Consider the following 19334-nt stretch of genomic DNA (forward strand, 5'->3'; position numbering starts at 1 on the left):
TCCCACAGCTCCAGTCTCCTTGCTAGATCAGGAGCCTCTCCACCGGCCAGGACGGTTCATCACCCTGGCCAGGCTCCCCGCTACCCACCTCGCTACCACCCGCGCCACCGAGCACGCCCGGGATCAAAGGGATCTCGAACCGGTCCTGCGGGGTAATCCCGTTCTCTGCAACGAGATCCGCCGACTCCTCGCCGGTCTCGTTCTCACCCCGCTGATGCATCAACCACGCATGCACTGGTCGAGATGGCGCCGCGAAAGCCAGTACCGAGCCCGCGCACGCCACCACCGACGAGGCGGCCACCGCCCACCACCATGACCGAGTGCCGTTGCGGTATTGGACGATCCGGTTGCGCAGCAACGACTCGTTCTCCGACGCCGCGCAGACATCAGCTCCCGTCGCACGGCTTCGCGGAAAGCTCGGGCCCCGGCACGCCTCCACCTCCCGCCTCGGGACCGCGACCTCGACGACGGCGAGCGTGGTCTCCCCCTTCCGCTGCCTCGCATGCCCTTGCGGGTGACCCAGCACGCTCTGTATCTTCCACGGAAGCTCGCCCGGCCGGGCGTGTCCGGGCCGGGACCCATCCCTGGCCGGCGAGATCCGTCCGGCCTGATCAACCGGAGATGTGCAAGATCTACCCGGCGAGCCGCATGAGAGCTGCGTCCCACTGACTGGATAGAGACAACGATGCCTCCTGCCCACGACCGCGCCCCGCATCAGCCGTCGGCCGCTGCCGGCTCCCCGCCCACAGAGGTCCGCCGCGTCGCAGTGTCGAGCTACCTCGGCAACACGATCGAATACTACGACTTCATCCTGTACGGATCGGCCGCGGCGGTCGTCTTCGGTCCGCTCTTCTTCTCGAACCTCAGCCCAGCCCTCGGCACGATCGCGTCCTTCGCCACCCTGGCCACCGGCTACATCGCGCGTCCCCTCGGTGGCCTGGTGCTCGGGCACGTCGGGGACCGTGTCGGCCGCAAGCGGGTCCTGCTGCTCACCATCGTCATGATGGGCCTGGCAAGCGGCCTGATCGGGCTGTTGCCAACGTACGCGCAGATCGGCGCCGCTGCGCCGCTGCTGCTCATCCTGCTGCGACTGGTGCAGGGCTTCGCCGTGGGCGGCGAGTGGGGCGGCGCAGCGTTGCTCGCCGCCGAGCACGCCCCGCCGGCCCGGCGCGGCCTCATCACCGCTATCGGCCAAGCCGGGCTCCCCTCCGGCGGCCTGCTCTCCACGCTCGCCCTGGGCACAGTGTCCCTGCTGCCCGGCGACCAGCTGATGGCGTGGGGCTGGCGCGTCCCGTTCTTGTTCAGCTTTCTGCTACTGGCAGTCGGCCTGTACATGCGGGTCCGGGTGAGCGAGAGCCCACTGTTCACCGAGCTCGACACGCGGCTGCAGGAGAAGAACACCCCGCTCGTCGACGTGCTGCGCAACCCGGGCCCGCTGCTGCGGGGCATCGCAGCGAGCTTGCCACCGACGGTGGTCTCCACGCTGTTCGGCAGCTTCGCCGTCTCCTACACCGTCGGCTTGGGCGCATCGCGCTCGACGGTGCTGGCCGCGTTGAGCGTCGGTTGGGCTGGTGCGATCGTCATGACGCCGATCTACGGCCTGCTCTCGGACCGCTTCGGGCGCCGACCGGTGTACGTGAGCGGCGCGCTCGCCTTCGCAGTGCTCGCGTACCCGCTCTTCTGGGCGATCGGCTCCGGATCGACGGCGTTGATGTACATCGGGTTCTTCGTGGTCTTCGCCCTCGTCGCGGTGTGCATGTCGGCCGCCCTGGCCGCCCTGTTGAGCGAGATGTTCTCGACCCGGATGCGGTACACGGGTATCTCGGCGGCCTACCAGGTCGCGACGATCGTCGCCGGCTTCTCCCCGCTGGTGGCCGGAAGCCTGCTTGCCGCAGCGGGCGGCGGGCGCAACATCGGCTGGGTCGCGGGCCTGATCGTCGTACTCTCGCTGCTGGCCGCGGTCGCGGTGTGGTTCGGGCGCGAATCGAGCGGTTCCGATCTGCGGGGCATCGCGACACCGGCGGAGCGCGCCACTGCGCTCGGGACGGACGGTGCGGCCCAGACCTCGGCCTCCTGAGCGGCCAAGGAGTCACCCGATCGCGAGCGCCCCGGCACATCCCCGCTCACGACGCGCTCCGGAGCGCCGTGGGATCGGTTGCTCGTGATGCCACAGATCCTCCCCCGGCCGCTATACCGGGGCCCGGCGGAGCGCTCACGGTGATTGCCGCGGTGATTGGTCCGACCACCGCGGCGGTCCAATCACCGCGGTGCCGGGTTCCTTGACGAGGGAACTCCTACGGGGCTAATTTCCGCGGAAGTGGTGTGCGCTGGGTCGCCGCGTGATCGAGGTGGGATGTCGTGACGGTACGGGCGGACGATTCATCCCGGCTCGGCGTCTCGAACCTCGATGAGATTGCCGACGCCTGGGCGAGCGAACTACCCGCCCTCGATCCCACGCCGTTTCTGCTCAGCGCCGGGATCCTGCGCCTGGCCCAGCAGATCGAGCGCGCGTTCGCCGCGGTGGCGCGGCAAAGCGGCATAGGGCCGGGCGACCTGCGGATCCTGCTGGCTCTGCGCCGCTCTGCCCCGGATTACGCACTGAGCCCTACCGTACTGTTCAAGCGCCTCATGATCACCTCCGGCGCGGTGAGCAAGCAGGTGGACCGGCTCGAGGACCTGGGGCTGGTCGAGCGTATCCGGGATCCCGACGTCCTGCGTGGTGTGCTGATCCGGCTGGAGCCGGCGGGGCGCGTGGTGGCCGAGGAGGCGATGACGCAGATCTCCACATCGTTCTGCGGGCTGGAGGGCCTGGCCGAGGCGGAGGCCGCGGAAACGCTCGAGGTACTCGCCCGCCTGCAGCGCCAGGTCGATCAGGCGGGATGAGCTCGGACGTGCTCAGCGGCGGGGACGCCGCGCTTGCTGTTCCAGGCGCGCCCTCGGGCCCTGGACGTCGTCGCGGCTGCTGCCGGCGGGCCATTGACGCTCAGGGAGATCGCCCGGAGCGCCGGATCGCCGCCTTGCGGCGTGCAGCGACCGGTGAACGAGCTGCTGCGTCAGGGACAGCTGTGACCGCGCCGAAGATCGAGCACGGGCTGCCGGGTCGGGTGGCGAGGTCCCCTGCTGCCCGGGAGCGCCGGCGAGGTCCTGCTGGCGGGCGCCGCATGCGGTCATCCTGGAGGCAGCGCTGAGCCGGGCGGGCTCGACTGACGCTGCGGCCTACCGCAGTAACTCCCGCAGGTGGAGCCGGTCCACCGCCAGGCAGGCGGGCGCCGCGGTCGGCCAGGCGTCACTGTTGGTCGAGATCGACCGGTCCGAGGTGTGGGCGCTCTGCGCCGATGGGATACGCCCGCGTTGCGCCGGGACCTTCACACGGTGCCGGGTCGCTGCGTGGGGACGCCCGGCTCCGCGGTCGCCGTACCGAAACCCGGTCGAGGACCCGACCATGGTCCAGGGCCAGACGGGATGCACGGGACGAGACAAGTGCGACGACGCGTTGCCCTCCCCCACGCCGCGAGCTAGTATCTTCCAAGGAAGTCCGCTTCTTCAGAAGTGAAGCAGTAGCTCGATGTCGAGAGGGATGTGGCGCGCATGTTGTCGGCCGAGGAGAACGACATCCTTACCCGGGTCGGGCCGGGCACCCCCATGGGAAAGATGATGCGGCGCTTCTGGATGCCCATCTGCACGTCCGCTCAGGTCTCCGAGCCGGACGGAGATCCGCTGCGGCTCAAGCTGCTCGGCGAGTCGTTCGTCCTGTTCCGGGACACCAACGGCGAGATCGGCGTCCTCGACGAGTTGTGCATGCACCGCGGCGTCTCGCTGGCACTGGGCCGGGTCGAGGACTGCGGGATCCGCTGCCTTTACCACGGCTGGAAGTTCGGGGTCGACGGCACGATCATGGACACCCCGAACAACACCAACCCGCGGTTCAAGCAGCGCATGAAGGCTCCCGCCTACCCGGTGCGTGAGGCGGGCGGTCTGGTATGGATCTACATCGGCCCGAAGGAATGTCGACCGGAGTTCCCGCACTTCGAGTTCATGAACGGCCCGGCGGAGCACCGCGCCGTGATCCGGCTCAACACTCGTGCGAACTACCTGCAGCTACTCGAGGGTGGGACGGACAGCTCGCACGTCGGCATCCTGCACAGCAACCAGGCCAACCCGACCTGGATGAAGGACGAGTTCACAGCGCGGGACGACGAGGACTTCAATCCCGGCGCGCTGGCCAGCTCGGACAACGCTCCCACGCTGGAAATTGAGGACACCTCGTTCGGGTACCACTACGTGGCCAAGCGGAAGGGCCCACGGGCCGAGGACGGTGCACCCACCGTGAGTGTGCGGGTCACGCCGGTGTTCCTCCCCGTCGGCCGGATCATCCCGGCCCCGGCCTACCAGTTCTTCGTGTTCGAGGTACCGCAGAACGACTACGTCACCAGCACCTACATCATCACCCACGGCAACAAGCCCATCGACCGCGGCGAGATCATCCGCATTATGGGCCTCAAGGAGCCGTTCTGGAACGATCAGGACTGCAACTTCCGCGCCGACTGGTCCAACGGTATGGGCCAGGACCGCGCCAAGATGGCCACCAACTGGACCGGCTTCGACGGGATCGAGCAGGAGGACGCGATCCTCGCCGTGAGCATGGGCCCGATCCTCGACCGGACCAAGGAGCACATGGTCGCCGCGGATCGGGCGGTGATCCACCTGCGGGCCCGCCTGCTCGAGTCTGTGCAGCGCCACGAGAAGGGCGAGAGCCCGATATCCCACGAGATCGTGGACTACACGCCGGTCCGGTCGCTGCCCGACACCGTGATCCGCGAGGGCGAGCGCTGGCAGGACCTGGTGCCCGGCAACTCCACGGTTGGCGTCTGACCTCGCTGCTCGAGACCGGCCACCACACGTCAGGAAGGGAGCCCGGTGAACACATCCGGTTGGATCGGCGCGCTGCTCGATAAGGCCGGCGCTCCTCTGCTGCAGCTCGAGGAGGACGGGATCTTCCCCTCCAAGCTGCGCCTGAGCTCCGAGGTGTACGACAGCCTCGTGCGGCTGCGGTACCGCGAGCTTGAGCACGGCAATCCACTGGTGCTGCTGGGCACACAGGTTGTCGAGGACGCCTCGCTCTCACGGGACGACTTCGCGCTCGAGCCGTGACAGCCGGCGGCGGGGTTTGCTCGAGGGAGAGGTTAGTCCCGAGTTAGGGACGGCCGGCCCTGCCCCGAGTCGCCGCGCCCCCCGCCCCACCCAGCCGCCCGACTTCGCGTCGTCCGCGTGGTCGGGTGCAGTAGTGGCCCGGCGTCCGGTCGGTGGGCGTGCAGTACAGGCAGAAGCCGCCGTCGGCATGCCGTCCTGGCGACGCGCTCGCTGTCGTCACAGTCACCGCCGTCGTCACGGCCGTCGTCATCGCGTCCGCGTCGCGGCATCATCGCAATTACCCACCGGGCCGCGGCTCGGCGTGACGCCGGACGAGAAGGCTTGGGTGAGCCGATCACGTCGTTCGGCTGAGGCTGCCGCTCTTCGGTGACCTCGCCTGGGGCCACCGTCGGCGCCCCCGCGCGAGGTTAGGATTTCAGCCCTCCGTGACGACTCCCCTGGGCTGTTCGTCCACACGGGCCTCCAGGTTCTTGTGGTCCCGGCGGTACGTCTCCGGGATCAACCGCGACGTGAACACGCCCGGCACCACGACGGCGACCCCGAGCACGGCGACCAGCGTCGTGTTCGTGCCTCCGTCGCCCGTGACAGCAGCGAGGCGGCGACGAGCGGTGCGAAACCCGCGACCGTGACGACGGATCTACTTCCGTCTGTTCTCCCGAGGTGGACCGCTCGACGCCGAGCACACCGAAACCTCGGTCTCCGCCGCGGTTTCCGCGGAGAGCTGACCGGCCACCGGCTCTCTCCTTGCTCATGGTGCAGAGAGCGCGGTCTCGACCTCGATCAGCGTCGGACGGACGCCGGCCAGCGCGGCGCGGAACGCGGCGCTGAACTCCGGGACGGTTCGGACCGATGTGGCACTGACCCCATAGCCCTCGGCGAGCCGAGAGAAGTCAATGCCAGGCACATCCATTCCGGGCACGTCACCGACATCGAGAACATCGGCGAACCAGCGCAGCGCCCCGTAGGTACCGTTCTTCAGAATGATGAAGATGACGGGAATCCCGTAGCGTGCAGCGGTCCACAGCGCGGTGATGCCGTAGTTGGCCGAGCCGTCCCCCACCAGGGCGATCGTCCGCCGCTCCGGCGTCGCCAGTTGGACTCCGACGGCCGCGGGCAGCCCGAAGCCCAGTCCGCCTGCGGCCGGGAAGTAGAAGCTGCCCTGCTGGTCGAGATCGGCGTGGGCCCAGAAGTCGCCACTGGTGGAAGTGGACTCCTTCACCCAGACCGCGTCCCGTGGAGCGAGCTTTCTGAGCTGGGCGAACAGCTCGGCGGGCTGGACACGGCCCGGGGATGAGGCTGCGGGCACGGGGAAATCCGGCAGATCCGGGAGGAGGGCGCGCTGTCCTGGCTTCACCGCGGCGGCCAACCGCGCCAGAGCGTCGCCGACCCCGCCGACGAAGGCGTCGCCCACCGGGGCCCGGGCCGCCTCGCCCGGATCACCGGTGATGTGCAGCAGCCGAGCCCCCGAGGGGAGGTACTCCCCCGGCCCGAACTGGTGGTAGCGGAACGCCGGGGCGCCCACGACGAGGATCACGTCGTGCTCAACCAGTGCGGCGGACACCCCCTCGACCGTGGTGGGCAGCGGTCCGCGGAAGCTGCGGTGCCGAGTCGGGAACGGGCATCGAGACGGTGACGGTGCGATCCAGACCGGGGCACCGAGTGCGTCGGCGAGGCTGACCGCGTCGGCGTTGCCCCCGTCGGCGTCCACCTGCGGCCCGAGCACGAGGGCCGGGCTGCGGGCACCGTCGAGAACCTCGGCGATCTCGGTCAGTTGGTCGGGGCTCAAACAGTGACCGGCGGCGATCCGACGGCTAGCGACGTGGGCGCTGTCGGTCGTCGCTTCGTTCGCCCAGTCGTCATAGGGCACCGACAGGAACACCGGTCCCCGAGGTGGCAGGGAGGCGAGGTGGACGGCCTGGCCCATCGCACGCGGAACGTCCTGGGCGCAGGCGGGCTCGTAGCTCCACTTCGTGAGCGGGCGCGTCAAGTTCCCGGGCTCGGTGATGGCGAGCATGACCTCCTGCCCGATGGTCGACCGGACCTGCTGGCCTGCCGTCACGATCAGCGGCGTATGAGAGTTCACTGCGTTGGTCAGGGCGCCCATCGCGTTGCCCGTTCCGGCGGCCGCGTGCAGGTTGACCAACGCGGGCGCACCCAGTGCCTGCGCGTACCCGTCCGCCATGCCCAGCACCGCCCCCTCGTGCAGTCCGAGGATGTACCGGAAGTCCTCGGGCATGCCGGCGAGGAAGGGCAGCTCGTTCGAGCCGGGATTGCCGAAGATGGTCGTCAGGCCGTGCGCGCGCAGGAGCTCGTAGGTGACATCGCCGATGGTGGGCATCGTCTTCACATCCTCGGGCGGGCGAGAGCCGGAGATGGACGGCGGTCGGTCACCGTCTCGTTCTCCTCGGCAGTCGGCATTGTCTCTTCACCTCGTCGTCGCGGGGGGATCAAGCTTTCCGAGAAGGTCGCTTCCGAGGAAGTTAGCCTGGGATGCCGTACCCGTCAACCGGGCGCCACAGGCCGGACCCGAGCCACCTCCGCGCAGCCCCCCCGCCAAGCGGTCGCCCCAGCCCGGTCCCGCCGTTCACGGGGAAGCACCTGCCCGTTGATCCACTCACCGCCCGGGACCGCAGAAGCGCCACGGCAGCGGCGACGTCCTTCGGCCGACCGAAGCGTGACGTACACAGCATCCGGATGACGGTCACCCGGGTACTGCCCGGACGACTGGGCCGCTCCGTTCATCGCCTCGTTGCCTGGTGCCGGTGGGCTCGAGGCGGCAATCCCCTATCTGACCAGGGCATATGAGCACCGAAGCACGCTCAGGTTCCTACGCCACGTCTACGACAAGGGCGGCTCCAAGGATCTGCGCATCGCCGGCGAGGTGCTCGCTCTCGGCAAGGCACCCGAGCCGGCGACTGTTGTGCTCCGAAGCCGGTCCTGATGCCTGCTCGATTCCCCCGGCGTCAGGAACCTGCGGCTGAACCGCCAGGGGACGTCACGGCCGCCTGAGCCGCAGGCCGGAGGACAGCCGGCCGCAGCGCTGCGGCCGGCTTCTTCCTCTGCGGCAAGTACCTTCTGCCCGTCAAGCTCAACACTGGAGAGCCCTTGAAGTCAGAGCGAGCGATCAAGCTGTTGAACGATCGCATTAACGAGGCTGAGGACCTCGAGCTCAGCACCGCTGGTCCGGTCAAAGAGTGGCGTCTCCGAGCAGCTCGGACACTACGAGCAGTGTTTCCAGGCTCCGAGCTCATCACGGCCTTCACAACGTCCGCTATCGGCCCGGGGGCGTACGTCTCCGGGCCGGGTCTCCCCGGTCCGGACATGCCCCGTTACCGGCTCAGGGGTATCAACGAGAGCTGTGCCCCCGGGTGTGGGTGTCCGCGGCGGACGATCACCCGCGTCCCGGGCGGGTAGCCCTCGAGCGCCGCTGCGGGCAGCAGTCCGGTGGGCTCGGCGAGGCCGGCGCCGTCGCGGTGTGCACCGTCGGCGTCGACCGCGTCGGCCCACACTGTTCTTCGGGACCGCGGGCCGCCATCGTGCTCGTGCCCAGCTCGCCGTGGACCTCGACCACGCCGATCGACCCCGACCAGCCGCCCGTGCCGTTCGACGCGGGGATCGCCGTCCGCGCCGTCTCCCCGGGCGCGTCCAGGTACCGGTCCATCACCGAGGCGCCACGCACCCACAGCCGCCCCGGCACCTCCGCCGGGAGCACCCGGCCCGCGTCGTCCCGGATCTCGAACTCGTACCCGGTGAGCGGTCGCCCGAGGGTGCCGGGGGTGTCGTCCGCGAGGGTGTTCGCGCAGTACGCCCCACCGACCTCGGTCGAGCCGAGCTCGTTCAGGATCGGCCTCCCCCACCGTTCCAGGGGGTGCGGGCGGCCACCGCGGGCGGCAGGTTCTCACCGGCCGACACCGCGACCCGCACCGTGGCGAAGGCCGCGGGATCGGTGTCCGCGACGAGGTGGGCATAGGCGGACGGGACACCGTGCAGGACGGTGACGCGGTGCCGGTCGACCAGTTCGGCGACGGCGCCCGGGTCGGGCCGTTCGGGGCGCAGCACCGCCGAGGACCCCGTGAAGAGTGGGTAGACGAGGGAGTTGCCGAACCCGTACGCGAAGAACATCGTGGAGATCGACAGGCTCACGGCCGTGGCGGAGATCCCCAGCATGTCCCGGCTGACCGCCCGGTGGTGGGCCGCGAGGTCCCCGTGTCGGTGCACCGCCCCCTTGGGAGCCCCCGTCGTGCCCGAGGTGAACTGCACGTACAGGTCCGCGCCGTCCGGGACCTGCTCGGCAGGCTCCTCCGGGGCGCGATCCGTCGCCGCAACGAGGGCCTCCACCGTCGGCCCGTCCCCCGCAGACACGACGGCCTCGGAGACGACGACCGGATCGGCGCCGATCCGGTCGACGATCCGGTCTCGGTCGGCCTCCGGCAGGTAGGGATTGACCACGAGGCGAGCGCGCCCGTCCGCGCGACCGCGAGGAACAGCGCCACCAGGGCCGGACCGTCCAGGAGGACCAGGACGACCCGACTCCCCTGCCGGACGCCGCGCCGGTGCAGCACCTGGGCGAGCCGCGCCGCGAGCAAGTGGATCTCGCGGCGGGTCCAGGTCCGCTCGGCGTGGTAGGCGGGCGCGGCGAGCCAGCCGTGCAGGCGGGCACGACGCGCGAGGAGCTCGGCGACGTTCATCCGACGCCCGTCCCCGTGGCCCACACGACGAGACGGCCGACGGCGGCGCGTACGCCAGGCTCGCCCGGTGCTCGAGGATGGAGCTCACCCTGCCGTGAGCCCGGCCACGCGCCGGACCGGACCCGGTCGACGTGGACCGCGGGACCGGCGACTCACCGGAGGTCGGGTCGTCCTGGCCGTGCGTGACGTCAAGTCCTTCGGTGTCTGCGCCTTCGCCGCTGACCTGGGGAAGCGCACGGATCATCGCGCGGACACCCCGCCGGGGCTCGATCAGCCTCCACTCCCGCAGCAAGCCCAGCGCCCGGTTCGCCGTGCCGATCGCGATGCCGTACCGCTCGGCTACCTCTGTCGTCGGCAGCGCGGACCCGGCAGGGTCCGGACCTACGCCGAGCTGCGCATCCGGCCGCCCGGGAGCTCGGGGTGCACCGGCATCGGTGCACAACCGGGTCCAGCGGACGGAGTCCCTGCTGCGCACCTCACTCGACGACCCGGGAACAACCGCCAACCCCACCATCCCTCCGAGCCACGCCTGAACCTGAAGCCAGGCCCGGTAGGCCCAGGTCCAGGATCGACAGCGACTGCGGGCCGGGGTCATCTCCGACGGACACGCCGAGATCCAGCGCCTCGGCGACGCCGGCGAGTCCGCCCTCGTGGTCACGGCCACGCAGGACCAGGTCCACGACGCCCAGGACAAGCTCCTGACCCGCCTCGACCGACGGTGAGGCGGCCGTTCAGCGCCGGACGTCCGGGCCCATCCTGTCCGAGTCCAGGAGAGCCCGGGTGGGGAGGGCCTCCCAGTCACCCGGGACCGTGCACATCAGGGCACCGGCCCGGGCCGCGGTCCGCAGCCGCCCGGGTACGTCCAGCCCGGCGACCCGCTCGGCGAGGTAGGCGCCCACGAACGCGTCGCCTGCTCCCACCGGGTCGACGAGGGTGACCGGGAACGCCGCCTGCTCGACCAGCAGGCCGCCGACGAGGGCCAGGGCACCCCGGTCGCCGAGCTTCACCACGACCTCACCCGGGCCGAGGTCGGCGAGCCCGGCCGCGAGCGTGGCCGGCTCGGTCGCGTCGGTCCCGAGGACCAGCCGGGCCTCGTCGTCGCCCGCGAACAGAACGTCGGCGGACTCGACCAGCCCACGCAGCACCGGTGCCGCCTCGGCGTCGGACCACAGTGTCGCGCGGTGATTGACGTCGACCGAGACCGGGACACCCGCGTCCCGGGCGACGGCGACCGCGTGCGCGACCGCCTTGGCCGGCGCCTCACCGAGGGCCGGCGTGATGCCCGTGACGTGCAGCAGGGATGCGCGGGCGACCAGCTCGTCGTCCACATCGGAGGGGGAGAGCCGGGCTCCGGCGCCCTGGCTGCGGTAGTACCAGACCCGGACCCCGCCGCCGGGCGGGCGCTCCTTGAGCATCAGCCCGGTGGGCGCGGCGGGGTCGCGGACCGCGTGCACCTCGACCCCCTCGGCCCGCAGCTCCCTGACCACCCGGTCGCCGAGGGAGTCCGCACCGAGTCGCCCGATCCAGGCGACCGATGTGCCGAGCCGGGCCAGTGCGATCGCGACGTTGCTCTCCGCACCGCCGATGCCGAGCGTCATGGTGGAGACGTGCTGCAGGTGGCCGACCGTGTCGGCGGCCAGCAGCCCCATCGTCTCCCCCAGCGCTCACGACGGTCATCCGCGGGCTCCGGCGAGGGCCCGCGCCGCGCGGTCGGCCAACGCCCCGAGGTCCCCACCGCGCAGCGCGTCGCCGGACAGCGACCCGCCGAGACCCACGGCGAGGGCACCGGCTCGGAGCCAGGCTCCGACGTCGTCGATCCCGATCCCGCCGGTCGGCATGACCGCCAGTTCCGGCAGCGGTTCGCGGACGGCCTGCAGATGCGCCGGGCCGACGGTGCCCGCGGGGAACAGCTTGACCGCCGAGGCCCCGGCATCCCAGGCCGTGACCAGCTCCGTCGGGGTGAGTCCCGCCGGGTAGGCCGGGACCCGGGCGGCCACGCACTCGGCGAGGACCGCGGGGTCGAACACCGGGCTGACCAGGAACGCGGCGCCGGCGTCGAGCGCCTGCCGGGCCGCCTCCGCACCCCGGACACTCCCGACGCCGAGGTCCGCGGAGGCCCCCAGCTCGGCCCGCAGCAGCCGCAGCGAGTCCAACGCGCCGGGGGTGGTCATCGTCAGCTCGAGACAGACCAGCCCCTGTTCGACGAGGGTGCGGGCGGCCGGGAGCAGGTGCTCCGGGGAGTCCGCGCGCAGCACGGCGACGACGCGGGTGCGACACAGTGCCTCACTCGGCGGCGTCCGTTCGAGGGAGAGTGTCATCGGGCGTCCTCCGGCACGTTCAGGTCGCGGTCGAGGGTCTCGGGCGCGAGCCGGGCGGCGACCAGGCTGACGATCATCATGAGCATCATGTAGACCGCCACCGGGATCCAGGAGCCGGAGAACGCGCCGATCAACGCGGCACAGATCAAGGGGGCGACGCCGCCACCCAGCACGGAGGCGAACTCGCGGCCCAGCGTCACCCCGGCGTAGCGGTAGCGGTTGCCGAACAGCTCCGGGAAGTAGGACATCGTCACGCCCGTCGCGCCCTGGCAGGCCAGGATGAACCCGACGATGATCGCGATCGTGATGGCGACGTGCGATCCGGTGTTCAGGGCGATGAAGGTCGGCGCGGGCAGGATCACCAGGGCGGACAGGATCGCGGTGTAGACGGGCTTGCGCCCGAGCCTGTCCGACAGCGTGCCGAAGCCGAAGGCGGCGAAGGCCCCACAGATCGCGCCGATCAGGAGCACCTGGGGCACGAAGGCCTTGTCGACCCCGACGGTGGAGACGAGGTAGGAGGCCATGAACACCTGGTAGGTGTAGGACTGCGAACTGACCCCGACCGTCATCAGGATGACCAGCAGCAGCGGTCGACGGCCGTGCTTGAAGGTCTCCCCGACGGGCTTCGCCGGTGCGACGTGCTGCTCCTTGAGCTCGGTGAAGACCGGGCTCTCGATCAGCCTCCTGCGGATGACCATCGCGACGACGGTGACCACGAGGCTGGACAGGAAGACCAGGCGCCAGCCCCAGCTCATCAGCTGGTCCTCGGGCAGCAGCTGGACCAGGATCCAGGCCCCGGCGCCGATCGCCGTGCCGAGCGCCGCGCCCGTCATCACCAGGGCGGCGAAGCGGCCGCGTCGGCCGATCCCCGCCGTCTCGGTCAGCAGCGTCGCCCCGCCGGACTGCTCGGCGCCGGCGCCGAAGCCCTGCAGGAAGCGGCACGCCACCAGCAGCACCGGGGCGAGCAGCCCGACCTGGCCGTAGGTCGGCAGCAGGCCGATGGCGAAGGTCGCGCCACCCATCAGGAACAGGGTGGTGACCAGGACCCACTTGCGGCCCAGCCGGTCGCCGAAGCGCGAGAAGAACAGGCCGCCCAGCGGACGGGCCGCGAAGCCGACGGCGTAGGCACTGAAGCTGGCCAGGATGCCGGCGGCGGGCGAGATGTTGGGGAAGAACAACTTCGAGAAGATCAGCGCCGACGCGGTGCCGTAGATGACGAAGTCGTACTGCTCCAGCGTGGTGCCGACGAGCCCTGCCCACGCCGCACGGCGGACGGCCTTCGGGTCAGCCGGCTCGGCAGTGGAGGGAGGGGATGCGGGTGAGGTCTCGGTCATGTCCATGCGTCCTCGGATGGAGGGGCCCCGCGGGGCCGGGAGGGAGGGGTCAGCCGCCGGGGCGGACGACGACCTTGAGGTGCGTCGGGTCCAGCACGGGTGCGCGGAGGGCGTCCGCGGCCCGGTCGAGCGGGAACCGGCCGGTGAGCACACCGGCCAGGTCCACCCGGCCGCATGCCGCCAGGGCGATCGCGGGTCGGGAAGGCGTGGGCGTAGCGGAAGGCGGTGCCGAGGTCGATCTCCCAGCGCTGCAGGAACGCGAGCGGGAGACCGTCGACGGCGGGCGCCGCCTGTCCGACGACGGTGGCGCGGGTACCCGGGCCGAGCGCCCGGATGCCCTGCCACAGCGCAGCGGGATGGGCCGAGCACTCCAGCAGCCGGTCCATCCCGGTGTGAGCGAGGTCGGTGGTCGCGGTGTTCACCGTCTCCGTCGCCCCGAGCTCGGCGGCGCGGGCCAACCGGTCGTCGTTGACGTCGGTGACGACGACCTCCGCGGCGCCGCCCGCCCGGGCGACCTGCGCGACGAGGATGCCGATCGGGCCCGCACCGGTGACGAGCACCCGGTGCCCCATCCGGACGTCGGCGCGCTGGACCGCCCACACGGCGACGGCCAGCGGCTCGACCAGCGAGCCGACCTCGGTGGCGATCTCCGCGGGCAGCGGGTGGACCGCCCGCGCGGGCACGACCTTGTACTGCGCGATCGTGCCGTGCGTGGGCGGCGACCCGAAGCAGGTGCCCGTCGGGCACAGGTTGTAGCGCCCGGACCGGCAGGTCGCGCAGCGGCCGCACCCGACGGCGGGCTCGACGGCGACCCGGGTGCCGATCGGCGTCTTCACGAGCGCGCCGGCGTCGACGACCACGCCGGAGGCCTCGTGGCCGAGCACCGTCGGCTGGCGGAGCACGTTCTGGCCGTTGCGGCCGCTGGCGAAGTAGTGCATGTCGGAGCCGCAGACGCCGACGGCGTCCACCTGGACCAGGACGTCGTCCGGGCCGAGGGCCGGCAGCGGCAGCTCCTCGATGCGCAGGTCCTCGGGGCCGTGCAGCACGGCGGCCCGGGTGGTCCGAATCGTCTCGACGGTCATGCAGCCTCCTCGGTGAGGGCGAGCTCGCGGGCCGCGGCGTCGGCACCGTGGCGGACGAGCAGGTCGACCAGTTCGGCGACCCGGTCACGGAAGCCGGAGTGCTCGGCCAGCTCGGTGCCGAGCAGGCCGGTGCCGAGGGCGGCGGCCACGAACTCGGGCGTGGGCAGGGCGGCCAGTGGCGCGAGGCTCCCGCGGGCCGGGTCGGACATTGCGGCGGCGTGCGGGCCCGCGTCGAGCCCGGCGGGCGGGGCGAGGCAGCACAGGTACGCGGCGACGGTGAGGGCGAGCCCGTGCGGCATGCGGCCCGCGGCGAGATGGTGCAGGGCGGGCTCGGGGACCCGCTGGGCGAGCTTGACCGAGCCGTCCGAGCCGACCTGGCGGGTGCGGTGCCCGAGCGCGGAGTTCGACCAGCGGGTGAACAGCTGGGCGATGTAGTCCTCGACGTCGACGTCCGCGGGCACCGGGACGGTCGGCAGGTAGTCCTCGCGGAGCACGGCGTCGGCCGCCGCCCGGATCGCGGGGCGGGCGCTGGACTGCGGGATGGTGTCGCAGCCGGCGAGGGCCCCGAGGTAGGCGATCAGCGAATGGGTGCCGTTGAGCAGCCGGACCTTGCACAGCTCGTACGGCGAGACGTCCGCGGTGAACCGGACCCCGCCGTGCTCCCAGGCCGGGCGGCCCGCGGCGAACGCGTCCTCGACGACCCACATGCTGAAGGGCTCGGCGGGCACCGGGATCTCGTCGCGCACGCCGAGCAGCCGCGACGCCTCGGCCCGGTAGGCGTCCGTGGTGGCGGGGACGATCCGGTCGACCATGCTGTTCGGGAAGGTGACCGACCCGAGGTAGGACTCGAGCTCCGCCCGCTCCGGCCCGGGCAGGGCGGCCGCGAGCTCGCCGACCAGCCGGGCCGTCGTCGCCCCGTTCTCGACGAGGTTGTCGCAGCTCAGCACGGTGACCGGGCGGCCGTGGGTGCGAGCGCGCCGCTGCAGGCCGCGCACCACCAGGTTCAGCGTGGCGTGGGGGTCGGCGCGCAGTGCGGCGTGGTCGAGACCGCCCGTGCGGGGGTCGATCGTGTAGCCGTGCTCGGTGACCGTGAGCGAGACGATGCGGGCCTCGGCGATCGCGGCGACCACGGCCTCCGGGTCCTGCGCGGCGACGAGTGCCCCGGTGTGCACGGCGGGCACGTGCACCGAGCTGCCCTCCGGCGAGACCTCGAGCACCGAGTAGCGCAGCTCCTGTGCGCGCAGCGCGTCGACGACGGCGGCGGACCGGCTCGCGACCCCGAGGATCCCCCAGTCCCCGTCCTGTGCCGCGAGCGCCCGCGCCGTGTAGACCGCCTGGTGGGCGCGATGGAAGTTGCCGAGTCCGAGATGGACGATCCCGGTGCCCGGCTCCTCCCGCTGGTGCAGCAGCGCGGAGTCCGGGGTCGTCCTCCGGGCGAGGCGTTCTGGGGCAGTCACTGCGGGGTCACCAATCCGTGAGGGTGCCGTCGAGGCGGCGCGCGACGGGCAGGTAGGCGGGCTCGTAGGGGAAGCGGGCGGCCAGCGCCTCGTCCACCTCGATCCCGAGGCCGGGGGCGTCGCCCGGGTGCAGATGGCCGTCGGCGTAGGTCCAGGCGTGCCGGAAGACCTCGTGCACCCGGTCCGGGTAGCCCATGTACTCCTGGATCGCGAAGTTGGGCGTCGCCAGCCCGACGTGCGTGGCCGCCGCCAGGGCGATCGGCGACACGTCCGACGGTCCGTGCGGGGCCAGCCACACCTGCCAGACCTCGGCGAGCGCGGCGATCCGGCGCAGCGGCGTGATCCCGCCGACGTGCGACACGGCGGCGCGCACGAAGTCGATCAGCTGCTCGGTGATCAGCTGCTGGAACTCCCAGACGCTGGTGAACACCTCGCCGATCGCGAGCGGGACCGTGGTCTGCTCGCGGACCCGGCGCAGCACGTCCTGGTTCTCGGCCGGGGTCACGTCCTCGAGCCAGAACAGGTCCACCGGCTCCAGGGCCTTGCCCAGCCGGGCGGCCTGGTTCGGGGTGAGCCGATGGTGGGCGTCGTGCAGCAGCTCCAGCTCCGGGCCGACCGCGGCGCGGACCTCGGCGAGGGCGCCGGGCAGGTACCGCAGGTAGGCGGCGGTGTCCCAGGTCTCCTCGACCGGGGCGACGCCGCGACCGGCGGGTTCGTAGGCCCCACCGTCCTTCGTCACCCCGTACACGGATTCCAGGCCGGGCACACCGGTCTGGACACGGACGGCCCGGAACCCGCGCTCCCGCTGGGCCGCCACGGCGTCGAGCAGCGCGGCCACGTCCCAGCCGGTGGCGTGGGTGTAGGACAGGATCCGGTCTCGCACCCTGCCGCCGAGCAGCTGGTAGACCGGCTGCCCGCACACCTTGCCCTTGATGTCCCAGAGCGCGAGGTCGACGGCACCGATGGCGGCCATGGTGACCGGGCCGCGGCGCCAGTACACCCCGCGGTAGAGGTACTGCCAGGTGTCCTCGACCATGGCGGGGTCGCGGCCGACGAGGATCGGGCAGACGTGGTCGCGCAGGTAGCTCGCGACGGCGAGCTCGCGGCCGTTGAGTGTGGCGTCCCCCCAGCCGACGAGGCCGTCCGACGTCGTGATCTTGAGGGTGACGAGGTTGCGGCCCGGGCTGGTGACCAGGACGTCCGCGGCGACGATCGTGGCGCTCATGCGGTCGCCACCACGTTCACCAGCTGCTCCCCCGCCGCCAGCCGCCGCACGTTCGCGGCGATGTCCGCGGCGCGGCCCATGAAGGTCTGTCGGGTCAGCCCGGACGAGTGCGGTGTCATCAACACGGTCGGCAGGTCCCGGAAGGGCAGCTCCGACGGGGCCGCGGTGGCGCCGGTGGCGGGGTAGCCGTACCAGACGTCGATCGCCGCACCGGCGATGTCGCCGTCCCGCAACGCCTCGTAGAGCGCCTTCTCCTCGACCAGCGGGCCGCGGCCGACGTTGACCAGGATCGCGGACCGCTTCATCCGGGCCAGCTCGGCGACGCCGATCAGCCCGGTGGTCTCCGGGGTCAGCGGGGCACTGACCACCACGACGTCCGCCCGGTCGAGCAGCGTCCCGAGGTCGTCGGTCGTGCCGGACCACTCCAGCCCGCGGGCCGCGGCGTCGACGTCGCCCCGCCTGGTCACCGCGACCCCCCGGGCTCCGAAGGCCCGGAACCGGTCCCAGGTCCGGGCCCCGATGTGGCCGAACCCGACGAACCCGATCGTCGCCGCACCGAGCGAGTCCCGCCAGGGGACCCCGGCGTCGTAGGCGGGCGAGGCCCACTCGTCGCGACGAAGCGCGGCGTCCTGTGTGAGGAAGCCGCGGCGGAGCAGGATCGTGGCGGCAACGACGTGCTCGGCGATCGAGTCCTCGTGGTGGAAGGTGTTGGCCACGACGGTCCCGGTGGGCAAGGCGGCGACGTCGATCCCGTCGACCCCCGCACCCGCCGCGTGCACGAGCCGCAGCGCATTCCCCGCAGCGCCGACCTCGGCCGGGCAGCTCCCCGACACCAGGACCTCTGCGCCCACGACCGCCTCGGCGACGGCCGCGGGGTCCAGCGGATCGGGCCAGCTCACCTGCGAGCCGGTCGGGAAGGCCTCTTCCAGGTGTGCCCGCAGCGGGGCGAGGTTGGCGTCGGCGACGACGATCTTCACGAGCTCACTCCGGTCTTCGGACGAGCGGTCAGCGGGCCGGTCGAGCCACGGACCACCAGGTGGGTCTCCAGCCGCTGGGTGCGCGGCGTGCGCCGCTCCCCCGCGATCGCGCGGCCGAGGATCTCCGTGCTGATCCGGCCCGCGCGGGCCATCGGGACGACGATGCTGGTCAGGGCGGGCTGGACGACCTGCCCGAACGGGATGTCGTCCATCCCGACGACCGACAGGTCCTCCGGGACCCGCACACCCAGCGCCCGCGCCCCGCTCATGAGGCCCAACGCGACCAGGTCGTTGTGCGCGATGACGGCGGTGGCACCGGAGGCGACGACGCGGGCCGCGGCGGCCGTGCCGCCCGCCACCGTCTCGGTCTGCCAGTCGAGCATGTCGAGATCGAGGTCCCGCTCGGCGGCGAGGGCGCGGACCACCTCGACCCGGTGCGCGTTCGACCACGACCGCGACGAGCCCTGGACGTAGGCGATCCGGCGGTGGCCCAGGGCGGTCAGGTAGTCCACGGTCTCCCGCAGGCCCTGCGTGGCGTCCGCGACGATGCAGTCCGCACCCGCGGCCTCCCGGTTGACCAGGACGACCGGGATCCGACCGCACAGCCCGAGCACCTCGTCGGCCTCCAGGCGCGAGGAGCACACGACGATCCCGTCCACCCGACCCGCGAGATGGCGGATGACCTCACGCTCCCGGTCGGGGTCGAAGTCACTGTCGGCGAGCACTACCGTGTGCCGGTCCTGCCAGCCCTGCCCCTGCACCGCCTTGACAAACGACGAGAACACCGGGTTCGCGACGTCCGGCACGACCACGGCGATCGTGGCCACCTCGGGCCCGGTCGACGGCTCGCCGGCCTTGGCGGGCGGCACATAGCCGATCTGTTGCGCAACCTTCAGAATCTTGCGCAAGGTGTCCGGCCCGAGCCGGTCCGGGTCGCTGAACGCCCGCGACGCCGTCGACAACGCCACCTCGGCACCCTTCGCGACGTCGGTCAGCGTAGGACTGCTCACGGCGCTCCTCCTCGAGTCGGGACGCGAAGAAGGATGCAGTTCTTGCGCAATATTGTCAAGTGTTGCCGGTCGCCCTCAGTGCGTGGCACCGC

General features: G+C 71.8%; 16 protein-coding genes and 3 pseudogenes. 4 read left to right on the forward strand and 15 right to left on the reverse strand.

Annotated features, from left to right (window positions below):
* Nucleotides 1-766: 766 nt before the first annotated feature.
* From ABD993_RS02070 to ABD993_RS02085, 4 genes are all read left to right on the forward strand, one after another.
* Nucleotides 767-2077 (forward strand): MFS transporter, encoded by a 1311-nt coding sequence (locus tag ABD993_RS02070; RefSeq protein WP_345412093.1) that lies wholly within the window; start codon nt 767-769, stop codon nt 2075-2077.
* 281 nt (nt 2078-2358) lie between these two features.
* On the forward strand, nt 2359-2883 hold the full coding sequence (locus ABD993_RS02075) for a MarR family winged helix-turn-helix transcriptional regulator (RefSeq protein WP_345412095.1): 525 nt from the start codon (nt 2359-2361) through the stop codon (nt 2881-2883).
* Between the two features lie 705 nt (nt 2884-3588).
* Complete coding sequence (locus ABD993_RS02080) at nt 3589-4872, forward strand: Rieske 2Fe-2S domain-containing protein (protein WP_345412096.1); 1284 nt, start codon at nt 3589-3591, stop codon at nt 4870-4872.
* Between the two features lie 45 nt (nt 4873-4917).
* Nucleotides 4918-5151: a hypothetical protein gene (locus ABD993_RS02085; protein ID WP_345412097.1), complete on the forward strand. Its 234-nt coding sequence runs from the start codon at nt 4918-4920 to the stop codon at nt 5149-5151.
* A gap of 415 nt (nt 5152-5566) precedes the next feature.
* On the opposite strand, the gene ABD993_RS02090 is transcribed toward ABD993_RS02085, so the two are convergent.
* The 15 genes and pseudogenes from ABD993_RS02090 to ABD993_RS02155 all read right to left on the reverse strand — a co-directional run bounded on the left by ABD993_RS02090 (nt 5567) and on the right by ABD993_RS02155 (nt 19242).
* Entirely contained in the window at nt 5567-5698 is a 132-nt protein-coding gene (locus tag ABD993_RS02090) for a hypothetical protein (RefSeq protein ID WP_345412099.1), read from the reverse strand.
* 201 nt (nt 5699-5899) lie between these two features.
* On the reverse strand, nt 5900-7489 hold the full coding sequence (gene mdlC / locus ABD993_RS02095; RefSeq protein ID WP_345412100.1) for a benzoylformate decarboxylase: 1590 nt from the start codon (nt 7487-7489) through the stop codon (nt 5900-5902).
* Between the two features lie 1015 nt (nt 7490-8504).
* Nucleotides 8505-8657 (reverse strand): annotated as a pseudogene (locus ABD993_RS02100) (IS1380 family transposase); the annotation flags it as partial.
* Nucleotides 8658-8857: 200 nt separating this feature from the next.
* A pseudogene (locus ABD993_RS02105) lies at nt 8858-9016 on the reverse strand (AMP-dependent synthetase); the annotation flags it as partial.
* Nucleotides 8989-9600, reverse strand: a complete 612-nt coding sequence (locus tag ABD993_RS02110) for an AMP-binding protein (protein ID WP_345412101.1) — start codon at nt 9598-9600, stop codon at nt 8989-8991. The gene ABD993_RS02110 and the pseudogene ABD993_RS02105, both read right to left, overlap by 28 nt.
* Before the next feature lie 56 nt (nt 9601-9656).
* A pseudogene (locus tag ABD993_RS36585) lies at nt 9657-9839 on the reverse strand (hypothetical protein); the annotation flags it as partial.
* A gap of 476 nt (nt 9840-10315) precedes the next feature.
* A complete protein-coding gene (locus ABD993_RS02115; RefSeq protein WP_345412103.1) occupies nt 10316-10519 on the reverse strand; it encodes a hypothetical protein in 204 nt (67 codons plus the stop codon).
* A gap of 51 nt (nt 10520-10570) precedes the next feature.
* On the reverse strand, nt 10571-11488 hold the full coding sequence (locus ABD993_RS02120; RefSeq protein WP_345412105.1) for a sugar kinase: 918 nt from the start codon (nt 11486-11488) through the stop codon (nt 10571-10573).
* A gap of 24 nt (nt 11489-11512) precedes the next feature.
* The gene (locus ABD993_RS02125; RefSeq protein WP_345412107.1) at nt 11513-12157 is read right to left on the reverse strand and encodes a bifunctional 4-hydroxy-2-oxoglutarate aldolase/2-dehydro-3-deoxy-phosphogluconate aldolase; all 645 of its coding nucleotides are present in this window, start codon (nt 12155-12157) and stop codon (nt 11513-11515) included.
* Entirely contained in the window at nt 12154-13491 is a 1338-nt protein-coding gene (locus ABD993_RS02130) for an MFS transporter (protein ID WP_345412108.1), read from the reverse strand. The genes ABD993_RS02125 and ABD993_RS02130 overlap by 4 nt, the downstream gene beginning before the upstream one ends.
* A complete protein-coding gene (locus ABD993_RS02135) occupies nt 13488-14573 on the reverse strand; it encodes an alcohol dehydrogenase catalytic domain-containing protein (RefSeq protein ID WP_345412110.1) in 1086 nt (361 codons plus the stop codon). The genes ABD993_RS02130 and ABD993_RS02135 overlap by 4 nt, the downstream gene beginning before the upstream one ends.
* Nucleotides 14570-16030 (reverse strand): mannitol dehydrogenase family protein, encoded by a 1461-nt coding sequence (locus tag ABD993_RS02140; protein ID WP_345412112.1) that lies wholly within the window; start codon nt 16028-16030, stop codon nt 14570-14572. The genes ABD993_RS02135 and ABD993_RS02140 overlap by 4 nt, the downstream gene beginning before the upstream one ends.
* 7 nt (nt 16031-16037) lie before the next feature.
* Nucleotides 16038-17255: a D-mannonate dehydratase ManD gene (manD, locus tag ABD993_RS02145; RefSeq protein ID WP_345412114.1), complete on the reverse strand. Its 1218-nt coding sequence runs from the start codon at nt 17253-17255 to the stop codon at nt 16038-16040.
* Nucleotides 17252-18232 (reverse strand): 2-hydroxyacid dehydrogenase, encoded by a 981-nt coding sequence (locus ABD993_RS02150; RefSeq protein ID WP_345412116.1) that lies wholly within the window; start codon nt 18230-18232, stop codon nt 17252-17254. The genes manD and ABD993_RS02150 overlap by 4 nt, the downstream gene beginning before the upstream one ends.
* Complete coding sequence (locus ABD993_RS02155; RefSeq protein ID WP_345412118.1) at nt 18229-19242, reverse strand: LacI family DNA-binding transcriptional regulator; 1014 nt, start codon at nt 19240-19242, stop codon at nt 18229-18231. The genes ABD993_RS02150 and ABD993_RS02155 overlap by 4 nt, the downstream gene beginning before the upstream one ends.
* Between the last annotated feature and the right edge of the window lie 92 nt (nt 19243-19334).

It is taken from the genome of Pseudonocardia xishanensis (assembly GCF_039541715.1).
In the GTDB taxonomy this organism is placed as follows: domain Bacteria; phylum Actinomycetota; class Actinomycetes; order Mycobacteriales; family Pseudonocardiaceae; genus Pseudonocardia; species Pseudonocardia xishanensis.

Excerpts from the sequence above, each read along its gene's own strand:
- ABD993_RS02080 (WP_345412096.1), top strand. The coding sequence starts at position 3,589 with ATGTTGTCGGCCGAGGAGAACGACATCCTTACCCGGGTCGGGCCGGGC.
- mdlC (WP_345412100.1), bottom strand. The coding sequence starts at position 7,489 with ATGCCCACCATCGGCGATGTCACCTACGAGCTCCTGCGCGCGCACGGC.
- ABD993_RS02135 (WP_345412110.1), bottom strand. The coding sequence starts at position 14,573 with ATGACCGTCGAGACGATTCGGACCACCCGGGCCGCCGTGCTGCACGGC.
- ABD993_RS02120 (WP_345412105.1), bottom strand. The coding sequence starts at position 11,488 with ATGGGGCTGCTGGCCGCCGACACGGTCGGCCACCTGCAGCACGTCTCC.
- ABD993_RS02125 (WP_345412107.1), bottom strand. The coding sequence starts at position 12,157 with ATGACACTCTCCCTCGAACGGACGCCGCCGAGTGAGGCACTGTGTCGC.
- ABD993_RS02130 (WP_345412108.1), bottom strand. The coding sequence starts at position 13,491 with ATGACCGAGACCTCACCCGCATCCCCTCCCTCCACTGCCGAGCCGGCT.
- manD (WP_345412114.1), bottom strand. The coding sequence starts at position 17,255 with ATGAGCGCCACGATCGTCGCCGCGGACGTCCTGGTCACCAGCCCGGGC.